We start from the raw sequence: 24,018 nt of genomic DNA on the forward strand, positions 1-24,018 counted from the left end.
TATGCAAGGAAATATAATTGAAAAGATGTTATCAGGACTTAATCCTGAACAGCGTGAAGCCGTTACAACGACAGAAGGGCCGCTATTATTAATGGCGGGTGCGGGAAGTGGGAAAACACGTGTGTTAACCCACCGTATTGCGTATCTCCTTCGGGAAAAAGAAGTGGCCCCGTGGAGTGTTTTAGCCATAACGTTTACAAATAAGGCAGCCAGAGAAATGAAGGACAGGGTGGCTGGTCTTGTAGGACCGATTGCTGAAGATATTTGGATCTCTACGTTCCACTCCATGTGTGTGCGAATTCTGCGCCGAGATATTGATAGAATGGGATACAGTCGTAGCTTCTCTATCTTAGATTCAACGGATCAATTATCTGTAATTAAGCAAATCCTTAAGAAGCAGAACATTGATCCAAAGAAGTTTGATGCAAAAAGTATTTTAGCTACAATCAGTGGAGCGAAAAATGAACTGCAAAAGCCAACTGAATTTGCGGCAAAAGCAACGGGTCCGTTTCAGGAAGTGGCAGCAGACGTGTACACAGAGTACCAGAAGCGATTAAAACAAAACAATGCGCTGGATTTTGATGACTTAATTATGAAAACGATCGAGTTATTTAAGCTTGTTCCAGATGTATTAGAATTTTACCAACGTAAGTTTCAATACATCCATGTGGATGAGTACCAGGATACAAACAGAGCTCAATACATGCTTGTAAAAATGCTCGGAGATCGCTTGAAGAATGTCTGCGTGGTAGGGGATTCGGATCAGTCTATCTACAAATGGCGTGGAGCTGATATTGGAAATATACTTTCATTCGAAGAAGATTATCCAAATGCAGCGGTTATTCTTCTTGAGCAAAACTACCGCTCAACGAAACGAATCCTAGATGCGGCGAACAAAGTCATTAATAATAATGGCAACCGTAAGCCTAAGAATCTGTGGACAGAGAATGATGAAGGTCAAAAGATTGGACACTTCTCAGGTTCAACCGAGCAGGATGAAGCCCATTTTATTGTTGAACAAGTTAAAGATGCGATCCAAAACAAAGGTTTCTCTTATTCTGATATTGCGGTTCTTTATCGGACAAATGCACAATCACGTATTATTGAGGAATTTTTCGTCAAATCTAATTTTGACTACAACATTGTCGGCGGAACTAAGTTCTACGATCGTAAAGAAATTAAGGATGTCCTTGCATACCTACGTTTAATTTCAAACTCAGATGATGACATTAGCTTACAGCGTATTGTCAATGTACCAAAGCGTGGACTTGGTGCAACAACTGTGGACAAGGTGCTTGCCTATGCATTGCAACACGGAATGTCTATGCATAAAGCATTGTTTGAAGTAGATGAGATGGGTGTGACCGCACGAGCTCTTGGTAAGCTTAAGGAATTTAGAGATTTAATTGCAAACTGGGTACAAATGCAGGATTACCTGACTGTTACTGAGCTTGTTGAGGAAGTTCTGGAGAAAACGGGTTACCGCGATGCGCTTAAGAATGAACAGACACTTGAAGCGCAAAGTAGACTTGAGAATATTGATGAGTTTATTACGGTGACACGTGAATTTGAGAAACGTAGCGAAGACAAAACGCTTGTTGCCTTCTTAACAGATCTGGCTCTAGTTGCTGATATTGATCAACTTGATGACCAACCAGAAGAAGGCCCTAAGGATGCCATTACACTTATGACACTTCACTCCGCAAAAGGACTGGAGTTCCCGCTTGTCTTTTTAATTGGATTAGAAGAAGGGATCTTCCCTCACAGTCGTTCGCTATTCGAACAGGATGAGATGGAAGAAGAACGCCGTTTGGCATACGTAGGAATCACACGAGCAGAAAAGCAGTTATTCTTAACGAATGCGCGACTGAGAACAATCTTTGGGCGAACAAATGCCAACCCGCCTTCTCGTTTTATCAAAGAGATTCCAGAGGAATTCATTGAGATATTAGGTGAACAAGCGGATCAGGTACTTCGCCAAAGAAGACCGGTTTCGCAAACTGCGAGCCGACCATCCAGACCATCACGACCACAGATTGCATCCACTGGCGGTGAGAGTTTTGAATGGAAAGTTGGAGACAAGGCAAATCATAAGAAGTGGGGCACTGGAACGGTTGTAAGTATAAAAGGAGACGGGCAGTCGGTTGAACTGGACATTGCTTTTCCGCCACCAACTGGCGTCAAACGATTGTTTGCACAGTTTGCCCCGATTACCAAGGAATAGAAAGGACGAGCTGAATGGATAAGAATCAAGCCACAGAACAGCTGAAGGAATTAAGAGAAAAGCTGGAGAAATATGGCTATCACTACTATGTATTGGACACTCCAATCGTACCGGACGAGGAATATGACCGGTTATTACAAGAACTTTTAAAGATTGAGGAGCTGTTTCCCGATCTGGTAACTGAAGATTCTCCATCTGTTCGTATTGGTGGGGCCATTTTGCCTCACTTTACTAAAGTGTCTCATAAGATCCCAATGATGAGTCTTGGGAACTCATTTAACGAGCAAGATCTTCGAGACTTTGATCGACGTGTCAGACAGTTTGCTGGCGAGACACCGGTGTCTTATGTGTGTGAGTTGAAGATTGATGGACTTGCTGTTTCCTTAACCTATGAAGCAGGCAAGCTTGTTCGAGGTGCAACAAGAGGGGATGGAACAACGGGTGAGGATATTACGAGCAATTTAAAAACCGTCCCTGCTGTCCCACTGCGTTTAAAAAATGAAGTTGATCTTGAAGTGCGCGGTGAAGCGTATATGCCTAAGCGCTCATTTGAAACATTAAATAAAGCAAAAAAAGAAGCGGAAGAGGAGCCATTTGCGAATCCTCGTAATGCAGCAGCCGGCTCCTTACGTCAGCTTGATCCTAAGATTGCAGCAAAACGTAATCTTTCATTGTTTGTCTACTCGATCGGTGAGTTAAAAGGACGAGACATTGACTCTCATTACGAGGGTCTGTCTTTCTTAGACGAATCAGGATTTAAAGTAAATAAGGAAACTAGACGTTGCGAATCCATAGATGAAGTGATTGCCTATACCGAAAAGTGGGTAGAAGGGCGCCATGAGCTTGACTATGAAATTGATGGGATTGTTATCAAGGTGGATTCGCTTAAGCTCCAAAAGGAAATGGGTTTTACAGCGAAAAGTCCACGATGGGCAACTGCGTTTAAGTTTCCGGCAGAAGAAGTGATTACGAAGCTTTTAGATATTGAGTTAAATGTTGGTCGGACAGGTGTTGTCACTCCAACAGCCATTCTTGAGCCTGTGAGTGTAGCAGGAACAACAGTAAAGCGAGCGTCGCTACATAACGAAGATCTTATACGAGAAAAGGATGTTAAGCTAGGCGATTCGGTTGTTGTAAAAAAGGCCGGAGACATTATTCCTGAAGTTGTAAATGTTCTCGTTGATCTTAGAACCGGGGAAGAACAAGACTTTCATATGCCAACACATTGTCCAGAATGTGAGAGTGAGCTTGTCCGTTTAGAGGGAGAAGTAGCCCTGCGCTGTATTAATCCAGAATGTCCGGCTCAAATTCGTGAAGGCCTCATTCACTTTGTATCAAGAACGGCAATGAATATCGATGGACTTGGGGAGAAAGTGATCACTCAATTATTCTCCCATCAGTTAGTGCATAATGTAGCTGATCTCTATGATTTGAAAAAAGATGAATTATTGAATCTTGAACGAATGGGCGAAAAATCAGTAGACAATCTGTTACAATCAATAGAGAATTCAAAGACAAACTCTTTAGAGCGAGTACTGTTTGGACTTGGTATTCGGTTTATTGGGTCAAAGGCTGCACGAACTCTTGCGATGCACTTTGAATCCATGCATAACATACAACAGGCTTCTAAAGAAGAACTTATTGCTGTCGACGAAATTGGTGAAAAAATGGCTGATTCAATTGTTAGCTATTTTGAGAAGCCGGAAGTTGATGAATTGATTGAGCAATTAAAGCAAGCGGGCTTAAACATGAATTATACTGGACCTAAACCAGTAATTGTAACTGATGCAGAAGAATTAAATTCTGCTCTTGCCGGGAAAACAGTTGTGTTAACTGGGAAGCTCGAACAACTGACTCGAGATGAGGCAAAGGAAAAGCTGGAGTTACTCGGTAGTAAAGTAACCGGCAGTGTAAGTAAAAAGACGGACTTGTTGATTGCTGGAGCCGATGCTGGTTCCAAACGAGCAAAGGCAGAGGATTTAGGCATTGAGATCTGGGATGAAGATCGGTTAGTTCAAGAGCTTAATAAAGGATAAATATAGGCACGAGCGAGAGGAGCAAGGCGGTTCATGTTTAAAAGATGGGGATTGGTGACTTTACCTTTGGCACTTCTCATGGCGGGGTGCTTCCCTTTTTCTCAGGACGAGCCTGAGAATACAGAGGTTGAGAATCCAACAAATGATCAAGAAATAACGATTGTACCACCTGTTAGTTCACCAGAGAACTACTATCAGGCCATTTTAGTGGATGGCGAATATCAAAGTGGGAAGGCTCGTGGATTCGGGACAGATGTGGTGTATAATCGCCTAGATCTGGACGAACTTGAGATGGGCTTAACGCGTATTGCAAAAGAACATTTTCCACAAAGTGAATACTCCTTAAGAGAAGGACAATTCATTGATAAGGGCGTATTAAATAACTGGTTAAGACGCTACGATGAAGCAGAAAATCCTCAGGGGTTAAATCCTGCACTTGGATCCGGAGATGATCTAAGAGCTCAGGAAGAGAATAGTCCTAGAACACTTTCGCATATCTTAGAGCAAAACTACATGGTGGAAAATGAAGACGGAGAAATTGAGCTTGGTGCCATTGTGATCGGCGTCTCATTGAACAGTGTGTATAACTTCCGAATTACAGATGAGAATGGATTATACGATTTCTACGCTACTCCTTTAGAAGAATCGGTTACACAGGAAGATGGCGAGCGGATCGCAAACGAAATTGTCACTCGTCTTCGGGATCAAGAGTTTTTAGAGTTAGATGGAGCGTTTAACAACATTCCCATTGTGGTTGGGTTATTTAGAGAACAACCACGAGAGTCCATTATCCCAGGTCATTACTTTCAGACAGCGATTGCTGAGCCAAACTCTGAATTAGGAAGCTGGTCGGGGATCGATGAAAACTCTTATCTTTTCCCGTCAGATCGTGCGAATCAAGATGTACGTGATGATTCAGATGAATTTGGTCGGTTCCAAGATCAGATACAAAACTTCTTTAGTACGTACGTAGGTGTGGTAGGAAAAGGCTTCTACCAAAATGATCGTCTAACAGAGCTAACAGTTGATATACCATTACGCTATAATGGCAAAACGGAGATTGTTGCCCTAACTCAGTTTATAGCTTCAATTATTCCTAACTATTATGATGATATTAAAGTAGAAGTTAACATTAATTCTGTGAGTGGTGAGCAAGAGAGCTTGATCGTCGCAGAGCCTGGTGAAGAGCCCTTTATCCATGTGATGGACTAAAGAAAAGCCTTGTTTCATTCCTGTTTTTAGGGAGAAATGAGGCTTTTTTGTGTAAATCTCTAACATTCTCAAAAAACTATTTTTCATTTGGTCCTTCGTATGATATATTAAGTGCGGTTGGACATGAGAGAAGGGTGGTCATCAGACTTCTGATGACTAGGGCCGCTCATTTACTACTACTCTTTAAATAGACAAGCTTCTGTGAAAAAGAGTTGGGACGTATAAATAAAAGGGGGCAATTTATTTTGAAAAAGTGGTTACAAACACTTACATTATCAACCGTGGCAGTACTAGCACTATCCGCATGTGGATCAGGTGATGACAATTCATCTGGTGGTGGAGAAGCTGGAGAAGGTGAATCAACAGAGCCTTCAGAATTTAAAGTAGGAATGGTTACAGACGTTGGTGGAATTGACGATAAGTCATTTAACCAATCAGCATGGGAAGGTTTACAAGCTTTTGGTGAAGAGCAAGGATTAGTAGAGAACACTAATTACAGTTATCTTCAATCTACTAGCTTAGATGAATTTGAACCAAACCTTCGTCAACTTGTACGTGACAACTATGATCTATCATGGGGAATCGGCTTCTTAATGGAAGATGCGATCCGTACAGTTGCAACACAAAATGAAGATGCTCAATTGGCTATTGTAGATACAGTAGTAAATGATGCAGACGGAAATCCTATTCCTAACATTGCTAATATTACATTTAAAGAACATGAAGGTTCATTCTTAGTTGGTGTAATTGCTGGTCTTCGCTCTGAAACAGACAAAGTAGGTTTTGTTGGTGGAGTAGAAGGTGAGCTAATTAAGAAGTTTGAGAACGGCTTCAAAGCTGGCGTGAAATCAGTGAATCCTGATGCTGAAATTGAAGTTCAATACGTTGCAGACTTTAATGATCCAACAAAAGCACAACAAATTGCTAATACAATGTACTCAAATGGTACAGACATTATTTATCACTCTGCTGGTGATTCGGGTAACGGTGTGTTCACAGAAGCGATCAACCGTGCACGTAACGACGAAAACATCTGGGTAATCGGTGTTGACCGTGACCAATATGCAGAAGGCGAATATGGTACAGACCAGTCTGTTACTCTAACGTCAATGGTTAAACGTACAGACCAAGCGGTTCAAATTGTTTCTGAAGATACAATGAACGGAAACTTCCCTGGTGGAGAAATTCTTGAGTTTGGATTAGATGACTCTGCAATCGATATTGCAGAATCTGAGCAAAATCTAACGGAGGATGATCTTAGTGCTGTTGAAGACTACAAAGGTCAAATCACAGCTGGAGAGATTGAAGTTCCTAAAACAGACGAAGAATACGAAACATTCTTAGAAACAGTTGAGTAACTCACACATCTAAACAAAACAAAGGCTAGTGACTACTAGCCTTTGTTTCATGTATATAGAAGGAAGGGTCATTGATGAATGGCATCGGTCCTGTTCATCAGTTTTACCCTTTTGGTTTGATCAAGCGTTTATTTGGAAGCAAGGAGTGAACAGTATGAGCTATGTCATTGAAATGAACGGCATTCGCAAAGAATTTCCGGGCATCGTTGCAAATGACAATATTACGCTTCAAGTAAAAAAAGGCGAAATCCATGCACTGCTTGGCGAGAATGGTGCAGGTAAGTCTACACTGATGAACGTATTGTTTGGACTCTATCAGCCTGAAAAAGGCGAGATCAAGGTACGTGGGGAAAAAGTAAATATCACAGATCCAAATGCAGCTAATCGTTTAGGGATTGGTATGGTGCATCAGCACTTTATGCTAGTGGAAAAGTTTAATGTTACGGAAAACATTATTCTTGGAAGCGAGCCTACTAAGGGTGGAAAAATTAATTTGAAGAAAGCAGCGAAAGAAGTTGCTGAAATCTCAAAGAAATACGGCTTGGCCGTAGATCCTTACGCAAAAGTAGAAGATATCTCGGTTGGAATGCAGCAGCGAGCTGAAATTCTAAAAACGCTTTATCGTGGCGCGGATATCTTAATCTTTGATGAACCAACAGCGGTTTTAACTCCGCAAGAAATAAAAGAACTAATGGGCATTATGAAAACACTTGTGGCTGAGGGTAAGTCTATCATTATGATTACACACAAGTTAAAAGAAATTAAAGCGATTTGTGATCGTTGTACGGTTATCCGTCGTGGTGTAGGCATAGGTTCTGTCGATGTGGCTGACACCGATACACAGCAGCTTGCCAATATGATGGTCGGACGCGAAGTGAATTTTAAAGTAGACAAGACACCATCAAACCCTAAAGAAACTGTATTAAATGTTAAAGATTTAACGGTTAAGGATAACCGTGGAATTGAGATGGTTAAATCACTCAGCTTAAACATTCGTGCTGGAGAAATCTTAGGACTTGCCGGCGTTGAGGGAAATGGTCAGTCTGAACTAATCGAAGCAATAACGGGATTAAAGAAAGTTCAATCTGGAGCAATCGAATTAAACGGCAAAAAATTAAATGGACTATCTCCGCGAAAAGTAACAGAAGCAGGCGTTGGTCATATTCCAGAGGATCGACATAAACTAGGTCTTGTGCTTGACTTTACAGTAGGAGAAAATATTGCATTACAAACATACTATAAAAAACCATTATCTAAATTCTTTATGATGAGTTATAAAGCTGTATATCAAAAAGCAGAAGAACTAATTAAGGATTACGACGTTCGGACACCGAGTGCGTATACCCCGGCTCGTGCCCTATCGGGTGGAAATCAGCAAAAGGCCATTATTGCCCGGGAAGTCGATCGTTCGCCTGATTTACTAATTGCTGCTCAACCTACAAGAGGATTGGATGTAGGAGCAATTGAGACGATTCACCAACGACTAATAAAAGAACGAGACAAAGGACGAGCTGTACTGCTTATGTCTTTAGAACTCGATGAAGTATTAAATGTCAGTGACCGAATTGCTGTAATTTATGATGGAGAAATTGTAGACATTGTAAATGCTCACGAAACGAATGAGCAACAGCTAGGATTATTAATGGCTGGCGGAAAAGCGAAAGCAGGTGAAACAGAATGAAGTCGTTTTTCATGAGCCGCGGCCGTATTTTTAACATTGCGATCCCGCTTATCGCCATTTTACTTGGTATGCTTGTTGGCGGAATCATTATGCTTGTAAGTGGATATGATCCAATTAGTGGATATAGTGCGCTTTTTAAAGGGATTTTGAGTGAGCCTTTTTACATTGGTGAAACGGTTCGGGCAATGACTCCGTTAATTCTTTCAGGTCTGGCTGTAGCGTTTGCTTACCGCGCGGGACTGTTAAATATAGGAGTGGAAGGACAAGTTCTTGTTGGCTGGTTAGCCGCTGTATACGTTGGGATTGTGGTTGAAGCACCAATGATCATTCACTTGCCACTTGCTATTCTTTCAGGAGCCGCAGCCGGTGCACTTTGGGCCTTTGTTCCTGGCTTATTAAAAGCCAAGTTTCATGTAAACGAAGTAATCGTTTGTATTATGATGAACTATGTCGGATATCATGTTGTAAACTCAATTATTCGTGCGTATTTAATTGTACCGGGTGAGCGTACAGATAATATCCAGCCAACGGCATCTCTTGAATCTGAATTTTTACAGACAATTACAGAGTTTTCCCGTATCCACTACGGAATTGTTGTTGCAATTCTAGCATGTATTTTTATGTGGTTCCTTTTATGGAAAACATCGCTTGGATATGAGCTTCGTTCAGTAGGATTTAACCAGCACGCCTCACGATATGCAGGAATGAGTGTTGGTCGAAATGTCATGATAACGATGACGATCTCAGGATCATTTGCAGGACTCGCAGGGGCGATGCAAGGACTTGGAGTATATGGTTATATGACCATTTTAACTGGCTTTACGAACATTGGATTTGACGGAATTGCCGTTGCCCTTCTCGGAGCAAACTCTTCCATTGGAATCTTCCTATCTGCGTTCTTATTTGGAGGACTTAAATCAGGTGCCGGCACTATGCAATCGCAAGCTGGTGTACCAATCGAATTAATTGATATCGTGATTGCATTAATTATCTTCTTTGTAGCATCAAGCTACATTATTAGATGGGTATTATTGCGAATTCAGAAGAAAAAGGAGGGGAATCAATAATGAGTTTGATGGCGATTTTAGCTCTTGTTGTTCCTGCTGCAATCTATGCTGCAGCTCCCCTTATGCTTACTGCACTTGGAGGACTTTTCAGTGAGCGCTCCGGTGTCATAAACATCGGACTTGAAGGCCTAATGGTCGTTGGAGCCTTCTCTGCGATCGTAACAACATTAACATTAGAAGCGGCGGGAGTAGGGGCGATCTCCACGTGGATTGGCCTTTTAGCAGCCGTTGTAATTGGTGCTCTATTTTCTTTAATTCACGGGGTAGCATCCATTCATTTCCGCGCAGATCAGGTTGTTAGTGGTGTAGCCATTAACCTTCTAGCTGTAGGGTTATGTGTGTTCTTAATTAAATTTATGTATGGAAAAGGTCAAACGGATTACATTTCAAACCGTTTCTATCGTTTTGATGTCCCTGTTTTGAGTGATATCCCTGTAATCGGACCAATGTTCTTTTCTAGTACGTACATTACATCCTTTATGGCAATTGCCTTAGCCGTACTCGTTTATTTTATCATCTACTTTACTCCATTTGGCTTACGGATCCGCTCAGTTGGTGAGCATCCGCAAGCTGCAGACACAATGGGTATTAATGTGACTCGCATGCGTTATATCGGTGTTATGTTAAGTGGAGCCTTTGGTGCACTAGGAGGAGCGGCTCTAGCTGTGACTGTAACAGGTAACTTCTCAGGAACAACCATTGCCGGCCAAGGATTTATGGCACTTGCTGCCTTGATTTTTGGTAAATGGCATCCGCTTGGAGCCATGGGAGCCGCTCTGTTCTTCGGATTTGCTCAAGCACTTAGTATCACAGGTGCGCAAATTCCAATGCTCTCTGGTGTCCCATCTGTCTTCCTACTGATTGCGCCATACGTGCTAACAATCCTAGCACTCGCAGGATTCGTCGGCCGGTCAGAAGGACCAAAAGCATTAGGATCCGCGTATTTAAAAGGGTCCAGATAAGTAGGATTTATGGAACCCCCATCGTTAATGATGGGGGTTTTGTGTGTGGGATTGGAAGGGATTTGTGTGATGGAAGCAGGATCGATGGGATAGGCGGGGGATTCATGTGATAGAAGGCGGGATCCATGGGATAGGCAGGGTATTCATGTGATAGAGGTCAGGATCCGTGGGATAGGAGTGGGATCCATGTGATAGAGGTCAGGATCCATGGGATAGGAGTGGAATCTACGTGATGGAAACAGGATCCAAGGGATAGGCAGGAGATCTGTACGATAGACGGGTGGATTGAAATGATAGAGGTCAGGATCTATGGGATGGAAGGATTAATTGTAGCAAAGGAGGGTGAAGCGAAACGATAACAGTCTAAACCCCTCCATTATAAAAACCGAACTGACTTCCCCCTCAGTTCGGCTTCATATCCTATTTAATTCCTGACATCGTAAAGCCGTTCACAATATATTTCTGGAAGATCGCAAATACGATCAAGATCGGAACAACCATGACTGCTGAGCCAGCCATTTGAAGGGCGTAGTTTTCACCAGCTTGACCTTGAAGTAGGGCAAGTCCAACAGAGAGGGTATAGAGATCCTGAGAGTTTGCGACAATTAAAGGCCACAAGAAGCTATTCCAGGCTCCAATAAAGGCTAGTATTCCTTGAACAGCGAGGATGGGCTTAGCCATTGGCAACACAAGTTTGAAGAAGATGTAGAACTCACCAGCTCCATCAAGTCTTGCTGCTTCAAGAAGAGCATCTGGGATGGTCGACATAAATTGTTTAAATAAGAAGATACTGAATGCAGCGACAAGACCCGGTAAAGCGATTCCAGTCATCGTATTCGTTAAACCAATTTGATTAAGAATTAAATAGACAGGGATCATTGTTACCTGGCCTGGAATCATCATCGTTGCAAGTACGAGAAAAAATAAGGGGCGGTTCCCTTTAAATCGAAACTTGGCAAAACTGTAGCCGGCCATTGCGTTTAATAATAATCCAATTAATGAGCATCCAACGAGAATTAACGTATTTCGAAGGTAAATGGCAAAATTCATCTCGGTGAATAGTCTTGTGAAATTTTCCAATGTCCACTTTTGTGGTAGGATACGCACTGGCAGTTGAATAAGCTCAGCATTTGGTTTAAATGCTGATAAAAGCATCCAGATAAAAGGGATGGATAAGATAAACCCGACCACAAACAGTAAAACGGTTACAATTCCTACCTCAGTTTTAGAGCGCTGGTTAACAGCCACACAAATCCCTCCTTATAAATCTTCTTGCGTTTTGCGTAATTTAAATTGAATTAAGGTCGCTATGATAATGATGACAAATAAAACGAATGAAGCTGCTGCGGCGTAGCCAAAGTTACTATAGCTAAACCCTGTTTCGTAAATAAAGAGAGCAATGGAAATGGTTCCGTCTAATGGTCCACCTTGAGTCATAACAAATGGTTCCTCAAAGAATTGAAGCCAGCCAATTAATGTTGTGACAGTAATAAAGAAGGTGGCGAATCCTAAGAGAGGAAACGTAATCTTAAAAAATTGCAGGCGGCGGCTCGCACCATCGATGGTTGCAGCTTCATAATAGTCTTTTGGAATGGCTTGTAGCGCAGCCAAGTAGATAAGCATATTGATTCCAATGCCCTTCCAAACAGCGAGAATGATTAAAGAAAGCTTTGCAATGGTTGGGTCTTCCAGCCAGAGGACAGGACCGGAATTAAGAAAACCAAGAATCTGATTAAACAATCCATAGGAAACGTTGTATAAAAATCCCCAGATGACGGCGATGGCTACAATGTTTGTAATGGCTGGCATGTAATAGATCACTCTAAAAAATTGAAATAATTTATTGGATCCATAGTTTAGGAGTAACGCAGCTCCAAGTGAGCATATGATGACAAGCGGTACTCCAATGATCACATAGAAAAACGTATTATATAAGGAGGTCCAAAAGATCGGATCGCTCAGCAACACACGGTAATTTTCCAAGCCAATAAAGGAAATGTTTGACCAATCTGTGATTCCTCTTAAGTCCATATCAGTAAAGCTAATGACTAAGGCAATCAGTATGGGCAATACAGCAAAAAGGATGAGCAGCGCGATGGCTGGCGTAATAAAATAATACGGTTCAGGTTTAAGCCGTTTTTTGGCAGGCTGATTTGAGTGTAACGTCTTCTTTCGTGCCATTTCCATGAACTATTCCCCCCTTAATCCTCTTCTGTTACAATCATTGGTTCGATTCTTGAACGGAAATCTGCAATCTCTTCTTCAACTGAGTACCCCGCACGTGTAATTCGTTGTTCTGAACGTTTCCATTCATCATTAATCCGATTCCAATTTAAAACTTGTGGTTGCGCTCGAGAGTGCTTAAGCTGATCAAAGTATCGGTAGAAGCGCTTATCTTCTTGTAAAGCAGGGTCATCCCAGGCATCTACTCTAGGTGGTAATACTTTTACATCCTTAAAGTAATCAATTTGGGTATCTCGGTCTGTTAAATAAGAAAGAAAAGCCACAGCTTCGTCAGGATGTTCTGTCCATTCAAACACGGCCATGTTAGATCCACCAATAACAGAGTCGTTATTCTCTTTGGTTGGCATGACCTTTGTATCCCATTCTTCGAAATCAGGATAGTTATCAATCAATTGTTGATAGCGAAAAGGGGGTTCAAAAAACATTGGTTGGATCCCATCAACAAAGGACTGCATTGGATCAAGTCCGAGACCTAATGGAGCTAAATCTTCTTTAAAAAATCGCGTATAGTAATCTACAGATTCAATAAAAGCAGGGTCAGAGAAATCGACTCCTTTAGTTTCAGTTTCAAATTCCACACCGTTTTGCCATGCAAAAATATAAGGGAGGGTATCATCGTTTTCCGGTAACGTCAGAGCGTATAACCCATCTCCTCTTTCATATAAACGAGTGGCGGCATCATACAGTTCTTCCCATGTTTCAGGCCCTTCAGGATACCCGACTTCTGCTAAAAGATCTGTACGATAGTATAGAACACGTGTCTCCACGTACCAAGGTACAGCCATCATGTCATCGTTGTACATTATAGAATCAACGGCTCCCTCAAAGAAATGCGAGGGGTCAAGATTTGGATATTCTTCTACATAGTCATTTAAGGGCATTAAAGCACCTGTACTCGAAAAATCTGCCATATATGAAGTGCCAAGCTGTACCACATCTGGTCCACTTCCTGAGGCTACGGCTGTTAATAGATTGTCGTAGATGTTATCCCATGGGATGGCTTGTAAATTTACTTTTACACCTGGATTCTCGTCTTCAAATGCCTTAATATATCCTTCATTAACGAGTTGCTCAGCTTCCCAACCAATAGCCCATACATCAAGCGTGATATCACCGCTTTCACGATCGTTAGAGCATGCACCTAGAACAATAGAGGTTAGAGCCACAGCTGAAGCCGTCAAAGCCAATCGTTTTTTACCCACATCATTACCTCCTTATTATAAATCTAACAGTGCAAATGACAGCTTGGTTAGTTTGGAACTTTCGCTGCTACTACCAACATAGATGTGAAAGGTTCCAGGGTCACTTTTATAAGATAGGTCACTGTGATAGTAACGAAGCATGGTCTCAGTCACTTCAAATTGAACCGTTTTCGTTTCCTTGGACTCTAAATGGACTTTCTTAAATCCTTTTAGTTCTTTACCCGGACGGACAACCTCGGCAACAGGATCTTGAATGTAAAGTTGAACAATTTCCTCTCCCGAAACTTCGCCAGTATTTGTAATGTCTAGGGTAATCGTTAACGATTCATTCGAAGTTAATTGGTCTGAAGAAAGATGAAGCTTGCTGTATTTAAACGAAGTATAGCTTAGTCCAAACCCAAACGAATATAAGGGTTCATTTGCTACATCAATGTAACGAGAGAAAAAGCGCTCATCGCTCCCTGGTGGTAAGGGTCTACCAGTCGTATAAGCATTGTAATAGACAGGTACCTGACCAGTTGTCCGAGGAAAGGACATCGTTAGCTTTCCACTTGGATTGGCTTCTCCGATTATCAAACTTGTAATGGCGCTGGCTCCTTCAGACCCGGGATGCCAGCATTCTAGGATGGCATTTACATATGGTTCAAGCTCTGTTAAATCGAGCGGACGAGCATTAAAGAGTGTGACGACTATGGGCTTTCCGAGTTCATAAAGCTTTTTAGCTAATTCAAGTTGGCATGGTGCTAGAGTGATAGACGCACGACTTCTTCCCTCACCACTCCGTTCACGTCCTTCACCCAAAGCGAGAACGATCAAATCAGCATTTGAAGCGGAATCTAACGCTTCGTTTAATAGTTCTTGATTTATTTCGTACATTTCACTGCCCTTGCTATAAGTGAAGTGTGAAAATGTTTTTTCCATAGAATCCTTAAGTGTATCGGTTTCTTCTACTTTCCCGAAGATTGACCATTCTCCGAGGAGGTCTTTATTGTCTGCATAAGGCCCAATAAGTGCAACGTTTGTGTTGGTAGAAAGTGGAAGCACTTTATCATTTTTTAATAGAACAGTACTTTTTTCGGCCGCTTTTCGTACGAGTTCTTTATGCTTGGAATTCGTTAACGTCTCTTTTTCTCGAGTGACACTGGTTTGACGGTATGGGTCTTCAAAAAGGCCTAATTCGTTCTTGAGCTCTAGCACTCGCTTTACTGCTTCATCTAAAAGAGCAAGCTCGACTTTACCTTCTTCTATAAGCCTTTTTAAAGAATGGGAATAGCATAGGCTCATCATATCAATATCAACGCCCGCATCGAGTGCTTTTTTGGCGGCTTCAGCTTCATCCTCCGCAACACCGTGTGGAATCAATTCTTGAACAGCACTGAAGTCAGAAATGATCACCCCATCAAAGCCGTATTCCTCTCTGAGCATGTCACGTAGTAAGACTTTGTTACCGGTAGCTGGAATGGAGTCAACGGTGTTAAAAGCAGTCATTACGAGCTTTACGCCTGCATCTAGAGCTGCTTGATAGGCAGGCATATGCATCTCCCTTAGCTCACGCTCTGAAAGATCAACTGTATTGTAATCTCTGCCACCTTCAGATAATCCATAAGCAGCAAAGTGTTTAACGCATGCGGCAAGATGCTGAGAACTGTTTTTTAAATCTGAACCTTGTAAGCCACGAACAGTGGCCTTAGCAAATAAACTGTTAAGGTAAGGGTCCTCACCCGTGGATTCCATGACTCGTCCCCACCGAGGGTCTCGAACGAGGTCAGCCATTGGAGTAAAACTGACGTGAAGTCCAGCGCTTGTTGCTTCTTTTGCTGAAACCGCTTGCAATTCTTCGGCTAAAAGGGGGTCCCATGTTGCTCCTAACCCAAGTGGAATCGGAAAAATAGATTCAAATCCATTAATTACATCAGCCATAAATAACAGTGGAATGCCGAGTCTGTTTTTTTCAAGATGATTTTTTTGGATCTCTAGTAGCTTCTCGGCACCTGCAATTCCTAATACCGATCCACTTACATCAATCATTTCTTGATTAACAGGAAATTCAATTCTCCCTGTAACTGGGGTACTCGATTGACTAGTAGAGTAAAAAACGCCAGCAAACTGAGTAAGCTGTCCGATCTTTTCTTCGATCGTCATTTCTTCTAAAAGCTGTGTAACTTTATCATTAATCATAAAACACCTCACAAAGAAAATAAAGTGAAACGTTTCACCAGTAAAGTAAAAAAATATATAGTATAGCTACTTTATCGATATATGACGTTTTGAAACGTTTCACCTTTTTATGTACCTACAGTATAAATCGACGGCAAATTAAAATGCAAGAAAAAAATAAGAACCTCTATCCTTACAGGTTATCCTGTAGTTGAGGTTCTTATTTTTAAGCTGGTAGGAATGAGTTCGTCATGGGTATCATCACTTTGAACGAGTTGGAGCAAGACCTTAGCTGCAATGTTTCCCCAGAGTTCTGTTGAATAATCAACAGTTGTGAGAGGAGGGGTAACATACTGGCTGAGTAAACTGTTATCAAAGCCTGCGAGCAAGATATCTTTACCAATCACAAACCCCTTATTTTGAAAATATTCCTGCATACCGATTGCAGGGCTGTCTGAGAGGGCTAAAACGGTTGTTGGCTCACCATTCCATTCACTTTCAATGATTTTAGCTGCCTCTAATCCGCCATTTAACCTGAAGTCTCCTTCTAACACTGAAATTTCTCGATGGGGTGCAAGGTCAGAGAAGGCGGCAAGGGCAGCTTTTGAGCGAATTTGGTTATCAAAATTTTGATTACTTCCAGTCACAAGATAGGTCGTTTGAGTAGGTAAGTCTACAAGATGCTGAATCATCTGTTTCATTCCGTTCTCATTGTCGAGAAGAACCTGACGTACGTGTTTGTGATAGAAGGTTCGATCAAGGACGACTAGCTTACGTCCGGCGTCCGCTAAGCGCATCACTTCTTCTGATGTAATGCGGTTGTCCATAACCAATCCGCCATCAACAGATCCATTATCTAAAGAGTTCAAAGCTTTTTCTCCTGTACAAACGACAACATCGTAGCCAAATTTCGAACAGGTTTCAATGACACCGGAAAGAATATCTCCAAAGAAGATTCCACGGTCTTCACGAATAAAAATACCAATTTTTTTTGTTAGTCGGGTTTTTAGCGTACGTGCGGCTGCATTAGGTCGGTAATTTAACTCTCTTGCTACTTGTTTGATGTGCTCTGTTGTTTTCTTAGAAACTTTTGGGTTGCCATTGAGTGCATAAGAAACAGATGTAACGGATACACCAGCTTTCTTTGCAATGTCTCGAATGCTCACCATTCGCCTCCGCTCCTTTTTAATCACTTTTACATAGTTTAACTTTTACAGAGGTTTGTTTAATTGTCAACAGAAGCAAAAGCAAAGATAAACAGTAAGAGTACACCTCTACACCACCACGTCACAGAAATAAAGTATTGCCTAAAAAAACTTAATTTATCCCGCTACATCAACGGTTTTTCACTTCATTCCACCATTAAATGTCTATATCCCTCTGTTGCTTGCCCGTCTTTAATTTGGTATAGTTTAAAGTATTGTCAACATGCGATTTTGGAGGTGTAATGAGATGTCTCGAATCTCAACAGATCAAGTGAAACACGTGGCAAATTTGGCGCGTCTTGCGATTTCGGAAGAGGAAGCTCAAATGTTCACAAAGCAGCTGGATGATATTATTTCATTTGCAGAGCAGTTAAATGAATTAGATACAGAAGGTGTAGAGCCAACAACTCATGTTCTTAACATGAAGAATGTTCTGCGCGTGGACAAGCCTGATGCTGGGTTACCAGTAGAGGAAGTCTTGAAAAACGCTCCTGACCATGAGGATGGTCAAGTGCGAGTGCCGTCTATAATGGAATAGCAGGGAGGATCCAGAATGTCTTTATTTGACCATTCAATTAAAGAGCTTCACGCGAAGCTTACGCAAAAAGAAATAAAGGTAACTGATCTTGTAGATGAATCCTACAAGCGTATTGCAGAGGTCGATGGGAAGGTTCAATCATTCCTGACACTTGATGAAGAAAAAGCTCGTGCGTATGCAAAAGAGTTAGACGAAGTAACGACACCTGAAGGCTTGCTTTTCGGTATGCCAATTGGTGTAAAAGATAACATTGTAACGAAGGATCTTCGTACAACGTGCTCAAGTCGTATTCTTGAGAACTTTAACCCGATCTATGATGCAACGGTTGTTCAAAAGCTTCGCCAAGACCAAGCGGTGACAATTGGTAAGTTAAACATGGATGAATTTGCGATGGGTTCTTCTACTGAGAACGCAGCTCTTGCAAAAACAAAGAATCCTTGGAATCTTGACTATGTACCAGGTGGGTCAAGTGGTGGTTCAGCAGCCGCAGTTGCAGCTGGAGAAGTCCTTTTCTCACTAGGTTCTGATACAGGTGGTTCAATCCGTCAACCAGCAGCTTATTGTGGTGTAGTTGGATTAAAGCCTACATATGGCCGTGTGTCTCGTTTTGGATTAGTGGCATTTGCTTCTTCTCTTGATCAAATCGGACCCGTTACACGTCGTGTAGAAGATAATGCGTATCTTCTTCAATCAATTTCAGGAGTCGACCCAATGGATTCAACATCTGCTCAAGTGGATGTTCCTGATTTCCTATCTGGTCTTACAGGCGATGTAAAAGGCCTTAAGATTGCTGTTCCAAAAGAATATCTAGGTGAAGGTGTTCAACCTGAAGTGAAGCAATCGGTTCTTGATGCGCTTAAGGTGCTAGAAGCACAAGGAGCTACTTGGGATGAAGTCTCACTTCCACATTCCAAATACGCTCTTGCAACATACTACCTAATCTCTTCATCCGAAGCATCAGCTAACCTGTCTCGCTTCGATGGAGTACGTTATGGTTACCGTACAGATAACGCAGACAACCTGCTTGAAATGTATAAGCAAACACGTGCGGAAGGCTTCGGTAACGAAGTAAAACGCCGTATCATGCTTGGTACATTTGCTCTTAGCTCAGGCTACTATGATGCGTACTACAAGAAAGCTCAACAGGTTCGTACGTTAATTAAAAAAGACTTTGAAGATGTCTTTGAAAACTACGATGTGATTGTTGGACCAACGACTCCTACACCAGCATTTAAAATTGGTGAAAAGACGGATGATCCATTAACGATGTATGCGAATGATATTTTAACGATTCCAGTAAACCTTGCAGGGGTACCAGCTATCAGTGTACCTTGTGGATTCCAGGACGGACTTCCACTAGGACTACAAATTATTGGAAAGCACTTTGATGAAAAGACTGTGTATCGTGTAGCCCACGCCTATGAGCAGGCAGCGGATTTTGCCGATGCGAAGCCAGCGTTGTAAAGGGGGTCCATTGACATGACAAATTTTGAAACGGTAATTGGACTAGAGGTTCACGTAGAATTAAAAACGGACTCAAAGATTTTCTCGGCGAGCCCAAACCACTTTGGAGCAGAGCCAAATGCAAACACAAGTGTAATCGATCTTGGTTACCCTGGTGTGCTTCCAGTTTTAAATAAAAAAGCAGTGGAATTCGCAATGAAGGCTTCTATGGCATTAAATTGTGAAGTTGCGACAGATACAAAATTCGACCGCAAAAACTACTTTTACCCGGATAACCCAAAGGCATACCAGATCTCGCAATTTGATAAGCCGATTGGTGAAAACGGATGGATTGAAATTGAAGTAGAAGGCAAGAAAAAACGTATCGGTATCACACGTTTGCACCTTGAAGAAGATGCAGGAAAGCTCACTCACTCAGCTGGTGGTTATTCTTTAGTGGACTACAACCGTCAAGGAACGCCGCTTGTTGAGATCGTATCTGAGCCGGACATTCGTACGCCAGAAGAAGCGTATGCGTATCTTGAAAAGCTTAAAGCGATCATTCAGTACACAGGTGTTTCCGATTGTAAGATGGAAGAAGGATCACTGCGTTGTGATGCAAACATCTCTCTTCGTCCAGTTGGACAAGAAGAGTTCGGTACAAAGGCTGAGCTTAAGAACCTGAACTCCTTTAACTTTGTTCGTAAGGGATTAGAGTACGAGGAAAAACGTCAGGAGCAGGTTCTTCTTTCTGGTGGAATCATCGAGCAGGAAACACGTCGCTTTGATGAAGCTGGTGGAAAAACACTTCTAATGCGTGTAAAAGAAGGATCTGACGACTATCGTTATTTCCCTGAGCCAGATCTAACAGCTTTACACATTGACGATGAGTGGAAAGACCGCATCCGTGCGGAGATTCCAGAGCTTCCAGATGCTCGTAAACAACGTTATGTGGAAGAGCTTGGCTTACCAGCATATGATGCGAAGGTTCTAACGCTGACTAAAGAAATGTCTGATTTCTTTGAAGCAACAATTGAACTTGGAGCAGATTCTAAGCTTGTATCTAACTGGTTAATGGGTGGCGTATCCGAGTATCTGAATGCAGAGCAGAAGGAACTTGCTGAAACAGCCATCACACCTGAATCACTAGCTGGTATGATTAAGCTGATTGAAAAAGGAACGATCTCTTCTAAAATTGCGAAGAAGGTATTCAAAGACCTGATCGAAAAAGGTGGAGACGCAGAGAAAATTGTTCAAGACAAAGGGCTTGTTCAAATCTCTGATGAAGGCGAAATCCGCAAAATGGTCACTGATGTATTGGATCAAAACGAACAATCCATCATTGATTTCAAAAACGGAAAAGACCGTGCTGTTGGCTTCCTCGTTGGTCAAATCATGAAAGCATCAAGAGGAAAGGCGAACCCGCAGCTGGTGAACCAATTCCTAATGGAAGAAATCAATAAGCGTTAATCCAGATAAGGAGCTTGCCCTAAGTGGCAGCTCCTTTTTTGTGCATACGAAGACTGTCAGAAGGGTACAGTTTAGGGTAGGAGGGGTTTGATGTGGCGTTTTAGTAAAAGTGAAGTAATTCTCGGGATACTAGCCATTCTACTCTTTGTGGCTAGCCTGTTTCAGCCGTGGTTCATGATTGGGATGAATGCAGTATTTGTCCTACTCCTAACAGTAGGAGTCATTGCGGGCTTTAAGGGGAAGGAAAGCAAATACAATCGAGTGGTACTTATTTTGATGATTGCTGTTGTGGCAAATGGATTGATTCGTGCCGTTCTTTAAATGAAAAGCCAAATTCCTGCGTAGAGGAATTTGGCTTATTTTTATAGGGCTGGAATGAGTATTTCGTTGTCCGAGCCATTAATGATACTTTTAAATGAATAAACCGGTTGATAAAAGCCTTTAGAATCTAGGAAGTAGGTAAGCTCGAGATCTTTCACTTCAATCTTGTTGATGTCTCCTTCTCCCCAGTCAAATGATCCTTCCATGAGTTGATTAAATGCTTGTTGCTTTGTCTTAATTGATTTGTCAGTCACTTTGTCGTATGTAATCATGGAATGGTTTATTCTTTTAATGGTATCGTCTGAGAAATATTCAACAGTTAATGTGCCATCTATTAGTTGATTACCCATTTCGTATAAATGGGTTTTCCACTCATACTCACCCGGCCCAAGGTGATGGAGTTCAGAAGTCTCTGGAAGAGTGATGCCAAATCTGTTAAGTTCGTTTAATAGTTTTGACTCATCTGTGTCTATACGTTGTATATCTTCCTCAAAGTAGTAGTTGTTTAGATTATAACTTCCGTCCATAAATTCAAACCAAAGTGAGTAACCTGGGTCCCCTTGAGTACTAAAAAAGCCGGTCTCCGCATCTCTGTTTACATCCATATCACTTGTGTCTACATCCATCTGTTCAAAGAAGGATTCAGCAAATTCTTTTGCTTCCTGCTCTGAATATGGCGTGACTTTATAAACAGAGGCAGGTATTTGATTTGTCTCCTCTAATATCACATCAAGATCAAGAATTACAGTCACCTCATTCATATCTACCTTGTGATTTGGCACAATACTAAGGTTGCCAAATTCCTTTAACGAATACGTAAAAAAGATGATTCCAAATGCGAGTGAGGTCAGGAGCAATGGTGATAGATAACCGACTGCTTGTAAGAATCTCTTATTCCATAACTTCAGAATACTCATAGTCAATCCATACCCAATGATGGCACCTAATGTGTTATTAAATAGATCATCGAATTCAAACACACCAAGCCCAGTGAAATATTGAAAGGTCTCAATTGATAAAGTAAGCAGAAGAGCGGCTGCAATGGTCCAGATGGTTTTCTTAAATCGGTCATGAAGCAGCGGTAATAGTATTCCTAAAGGAAGAAACATGACAATGTTTAAAATGACATATTGCCAATTCTTCACACTGAAATCGTTCCAAGCCTCAATATATGAACCAAACAATGTTAAGTCCATGCTCCCCATCATATAAGGACTTCTATTAAAAATGGTTACCCCAGCTACCATCATTAAATATCCAATCAACATGAATGTAACAACGGTTGGCTTAATTGAAAGGTTGGCCGTTCCCTTTAAAAGTTTTTTGTAAATGAGAAAATAAAGGGTAGAAAATAATAAAGCTAACAAGATAATAAAAAATAATGCGGTAGTAAAATGATCTTTGATGATAGATAAAACAATGTCTGCAGTCATAACGCTAATGTGATCTTCCTTTCCTATAAGTTCAAGTTCTATTATCTAGTAATATGGAAAATAAATCTAGATAAGATTGAGAGATATGTAGGAATTTGTTAGGTTAAGGTGATGAATGAGGAATCGAAGGGATAGATCGCGGGATCGATGCGATAGAGAGAGAATCGAAGGGATAGCCCGCGGGATCAATGCGATGGAGTAGCAATCGAAGGGATAGGCTGCAGGATCGATGCGATGGAATAGAAACCCATGCGATAGCCCCACACCCCTGCGTAACCTTCACACTTAATCAAAAGGTTTATCCAATTTTTATAAAGGGAAAAACTACATAGAGCGACTGATCTAATAAGACTAAGACACTTAACCGTTTCTTAACATGAAGTCAATTCGTCCTTAACTTTTGTAACAATTTGAGAAATAGGCAGAAAGGATTGTTTTTCGTCTTTTTTGCGATACAATACAAAGTAGAGATTTCTGAGCGGTATACCTTTAAGCAAAGTGGGAGAGCCAAATGAAAACAGCACGTTTAATTTATAATCCAACCTCAGGACGCGAGCAAATCCGTAAGAATTTAGCCTATGTGCTAGATCGTTTGGAGAAAGCCGGTTATGAAACGTCAGCGCATGCGACAACGCCAGAAGAGGGTTGTGCTAAGCGAGCAGCAAGACGTGCGGGTGAGCAAGGATATGATTTAGTGATTGCAGCCGGTGGAGATGGTACGATTTTTGAAGTCGTAAATGGGTTAGCTGAGCTTGAAAATCGTCCGATGCTTGGGATTATTCCAGCTGGTACTACAAACGATTTTGCGCGTGCTCTTGGGATTTCTAAGGATATTACCAAAGCGTGTGATGTATTATGTGGGGATCACATTGAGCCAATTGACATAGGAAAAATTAATGATAAATACTTTGTGAATATTGCTGCGGCAGGTGCGCTGACTGAACTTACATATGAAGTTCCGATTAAGCTAAAAACACTTGTCGGCCAGCTTGCTTACTACATCAAGGGACTTGAGAAGCTACCTCAAATTTCACCGACTTCGGTTCGGATAGAATATGATGGAAAGCTGTTTGAAGGCGACATTATGATGTTCTTAATCGCAAATACGAATTCTGTGGGTGGCTTTGAAAAGCTAGCACCACGGGCGTCTCTTCAGGATGGGATGTTTGATTTCCTTATTGTGAAAAAGACGACGTTTGCGGAGTTCATTCAAGTTGGTGGGCTTGCCTTACGTGGGGAACATATTAATCATCCGAAGGTTATGTACATTCAAGCGAACCGGATTAAGGTAGAAGTACTGGACGGCAATGCTGAAATGAAGCTGAACCTAGACGGAGAACGAGGCGGTAGCTTACCGGCCGAGTTTGTGAACTTATATAGACATTTCCAAATGCTTACGCCTGTTGCACGCGATCAAAAGAAGCTTGAAAATGGAGAAACCGACCAATAAGTGGCCGGTTTCTTT

The 24,018-nt window shown here is 41.6% G+C and carries 18 protein-coding genes; 12 read left to right on the plus strand and 6 right to left on the minus strand.

Annotated features, from left to right (window positions below; genetic code table 11):
* Nucleotide 1: 1 nt before the first annotated feature.
* The 7 genes from pcrA (at nucleotide 2) to NSQ54_05035 (ending at nucleotide 10,540) form a co-directional block, all read left to right on the plus strand.
* Nucleotides 2-2,224 (plus strand): DNA helicase PcrA, encoded by a 2,223-nt coding sequence (gene pcrA / locus NSQ54_05005; GenBank protein ID WYP27470.1) that lies wholly within the window; start codon nucleotides 2-4, stop codon nucleotides 2,222-2,224.
* Nucleotides 2,225-2,238: 14 nt separating this feature from the next.
* Complete coding sequence (gene ligA / locus NSQ54_05010) at nucleotides 2,239-4,260, plus strand: NAD-dependent DNA ligase LigA (protein WYP27471.1); 2,022 nt, start codon at nucleotides 2,239-2,241, stop codon at nucleotides 4,258-4,260.
* A gap of 33 nt (nucleotides 4,261-4,293) precedes the next feature.
* Nucleotides 4,294-5,472, plus strand: a complete 1,179-nt coding sequence (locus NSQ54_05015; GenBank protein WYP27472.1) for a CamS family sex pheromone protein — start codon at nucleotides 4,294-4,296, stop codon at nucleotides 5,470-5,472.
* A 245-nt stretch (nucleotides 5,473-5,717) separates the two neighbouring features.
* Nucleotides 5,718-6,830, plus strand: coding sequence for a BMP family protein (locus NSQ54_05020; protein ID WYP27473.1), 1,113 nt, complete (start codon nucleotides 5,718-5,720; stop codon nucleotides 6,828-6,830).
* Between the two features lie 154 nt (nucleotides 6,831-6,984).
* Entirely contained in the window at nucleotides 6,985-8,511 is a 1,527-nt protein-coding gene (locus NSQ54_05025; GenBank protein WYP27474.1) for an ABC transporter ATP-binding protein, read from the plus strand.
* 11 nt (nucleotides 8,512-8,522) lie between these two features.
* Nucleotides 8,523-9,578, plus strand: a complete 1,056-nt coding sequence (locus tag NSQ54_05030) for an ABC transporter permease (GenBank protein ID WYP28498.1) — start codon at nucleotides 8,523-8,525, stop codon at nucleotides 9,576-9,578.
* Nucleotides 9,578-10,540, plus strand: a complete 963-nt coding sequence (locus tag NSQ54_05035; GenBank protein ID WYP27475.1) for an ABC transporter permease — start codon at nucleotides 9,578-9,580, stop codon at nucleotides 10,538-10,540. Before NSQ54_05030 ends, NSQ54_05035 begins: the two co-directional genes overlap by 1 nt.
* A gap of 420 nt (nucleotides 10,541-10,960) precedes the next feature.
* Here the strand turns inward: NSQ54_05035 and NSQ54_05040 are convergent, their stop codons facing one another.
* From NSQ54_05040 to NSQ54_05060, 5 genes are all read right to left on the minus strand, one after another.
* A complete protein-coding gene (locus NSQ54_05040) occupies nucleotides 10,961-11,788 on the minus strand; it encodes a carbohydrate ABC transporter permease (GenBank protein ID WYP27476.1) in 828 nt (275 codons plus the stop codon).
* 12 nt (nucleotides 11,789-11,800) lie between these two features.
* Entirely contained in the window at nucleotides 11,801-12,721 is a 921-nt protein-coding gene (locus tag NSQ54_05045; GenBank protein WYP28499.1) for a sugar ABC transporter permease, read from the minus strand.
* A gap of 20 nt (nucleotides 12,722-12,741) precedes the next feature.
* Complete coding sequence (locus NSQ54_05050) at nucleotides 12,742-13,986, minus strand: extracellular solute-binding protein (GenBank protein ID WYP27477.1); 1,245 nt, start codon at nucleotides 13,984-13,986, stop codon at nucleotides 12,742-12,744.
* A gap of 15 nt (nucleotides 13,987-14,001) precedes the next feature.
* Nucleotides 14,002-16,164 carry a glycoside hydrolase family 3 N-terminal domain-containing protein gene (locus NSQ54_05055; GenBank protein WYP27478.1) on the minus strand — a complete coding sequence of 721 codons (2,163 nt, stop codon included), beginning with the start codon at nucleotides 16,162-16,164 and terminating at the stop codon, nucleotides 14,002-14,004.
* A 179-nt stretch (nucleotides 16,165-16,343) separates the two neighbouring features.
* The gene (locus NSQ54_05060) at nucleotides 16,344-17,312 is read right to left on the minus strand and encodes a LacI family DNA-binding transcriptional regulator (GenBank protein ID WYP27479.1); all 969 of its coding nucleotides are present in this window, start codon (nucleotides 17,310-17,312) and stop codon (nucleotides 16,344-16,346) included.
* 283 nt (nucleotides 17,313-17,595) lie between these two features.
* Between NSQ54_05060 and gatC the strand changes: the two genes are divergently transcribed.
* From gatC to NSQ54_05080, 4 genes are all read left to right on the plus strand, one after another.
* Nucleotides 17,596-17,886 carry an Asp-tRNA(Asn)/Glu-tRNA(Gln) amidotransferase subunit GatC gene (gatC, locus tag NSQ54_05065; protein ID WYP27480.1) on the plus strand — a complete coding sequence of 97 codons (291 nt, stop codon included), beginning with the start codon at nucleotides 17,596-17,598 and terminating at the stop codon, nucleotides 17,884-17,886.
* 15 nt (nucleotides 17,887-17,901) lie between these two features.
* On the plus strand, nucleotides 17,902-19,350 hold the full coding sequence (gatA, locus tag NSQ54_05070; GenBank protein ID WYP27481.1) for an Asp-tRNA(Asn)/Glu-tRNA(Gln) amidotransferase subunit GatA: 1,449 nt from the start codon (nucleotides 17,902-17,904) through the stop codon (nucleotides 19,348-19,350).
* 15 nt (nucleotides 19,351-19,365) lie between these two features.
* The gene (gene gatB / locus NSQ54_05075) at nucleotides 19,366-20,799 is read left to right on the plus strand and encodes an Asp-tRNA(Asn)/Glu-tRNA(Gln) amidotransferase subunit GatB (protein ID WYP27482.1); all 1,434 of its coding nucleotides are present in this window, start codon (nucleotides 19,366-19,368) and stop codon (nucleotides 20,797-20,799) included.
* 90 nt (nucleotides 20,800-20,889) lie between these two features.
* Nucleotides 20,890-21,120 (plus strand): hypothetical protein, encoded by a 231-nt coding sequence (locus NSQ54_05080; protein WYP27483.1) that lies wholly within the window; start codon nucleotides 20,890-20,892, stop codon nucleotides 21,118-21,120.
* Between the two features lie 41 nt (nucleotides 21,121-21,161).
* On the opposite strand, the gene NSQ54_05085 is transcribed toward NSQ54_05080, so the two are convergent.
* Entirely contained in the window at nucleotides 21,162-22,553 is a 1,392-nt protein-coding gene (locus tag NSQ54_05085) for a VanZ family protein (protein WYP27484.1), read from the minus strand.
* A 511-nt stretch (nucleotides 22,554-23,064) separates the two neighbouring features.
* On the opposite strand from NSQ54_05085, the gene NSQ54_05090 reads away from it, so the two are divergent.
* Nucleotides 23,065-24,003 carry a diacylglycerol kinase gene (locus NSQ54_05090; GenBank protein ID WYP27485.1) on the plus strand — a complete coding sequence of 313 codons (939 nt, stop codon included), beginning with the start codon at nucleotides 23,065-23,067 and terminating at the stop codon, nucleotides 24,001-24,003.
* Nucleotides 24,004-24,018: the final 15 nt, after the last annotated feature.

It is taken from the genome of Alkalihalobacillus sp. FSL W8-0930, assembly GCA_037965595.1.
GTDB lineage: Bacteria > Bacillota > Bacilli > Bacillales > Bacillaceae_D > Alkalicoccobacillus.

Bases quoted from the DNA above. Each gene is read 5' to 3' on its own strand.
- NSQ54_05090 (WYP27485.1), top strand. From the start codon at position 23,065: ATGAAAACAGCACGTTTAATTTATAATCCAACCTCAGGACGCGAGCAA.
- NSQ54_05035 (WYP27475.1), top strand. From the start codon at position 9,578: ATGAGTTTGATGGCGATTTTAGCTCTTGTTGTTCCTGCTGCAATCTAT.
- gatA (WYP27481.1), top strand. From the start codon at position 17,902: ATGTCTTTATTTGACCATTCAATTAAAGAGCTTCACGCGAAGCTTACG.
- NSQ54_05080 (WYP27483.1), top strand. From the start codon at position 20,890: ATGTGGCGTTTTAGTAAAAGTGAAGTAATTCTCGGGATACTAGCCATT.
- NSQ54_05025 (WYP27474.1), top strand. From the start codon at position 6,985: ATGAGCTATGTCATTGAAATGAACGGCATTCGCAAAGAATTTCCGGGC.
- NSQ54_05055 (WYP27478.1), bottom strand. From the start codon at position 16,164: ATGATTAATGATAAAGTTACACAGCTTTTAGAAGAAATGACGATCGAA.
- gatB (WYP27482.1), top strand. From the start codon at position 19,366: ATGACAAATTTTGAAACGGTAATTGGACTAGAGGTTCACGTAGAATTA.
- NSQ54_05030 (WYP28498.1), top strand. From the start codon at position 8,523: ATGAGCCGCGGCCGTATTTTTAACATTGCGATCCCGCTTATCGCCATT.
- ligA (WYP27471.1), top strand. From the start codon at position 2,239: ATGGATAAGAATCAAGCCACAGAACAGCTGAAGGAATTAAGAGAAAAG.
- NSQ54_05015 (WYP27472.1), top strand. From the start codon at position 4,294: ATGTTTAAAAGATGGGGATTGGTGACTTTACCTTTGGCACTTCTCATG.
- NSQ54_05085 (WYP27484.1), bottom strand. From the start codon at position 22,553: ATGACTGCAGACATTGTTTTATCTATCATCAAAGATCATTTTACTACC.
- pcrA (WYP27470.1), top strand. From the start codon at position 2: ATGCAAGGAAATATAATTGAAAAGATGTTATCAGGACTTAATCCTGAA.
- NSQ54_05045 (WYP28499.1), bottom strand. From the start codon at position 12,721: ATGGCACGAAAGAAGACGTTACACTCAAATCAGCCTGCCAAAAAACGG.
- NSQ54_05060 (WYP27479.1), bottom strand. From the start codon at position 17,312: ATGGTGAGCATTCGAGACATTGCAAAGAAAGCTGGTGTATCCGTTACA.
- gatC (WYP27480.1), top strand. From the start codon at position 17,596: ATGTCTCGAATCTCAACAGATCAAGTGAAACACGTGGCAAATTTGGCG.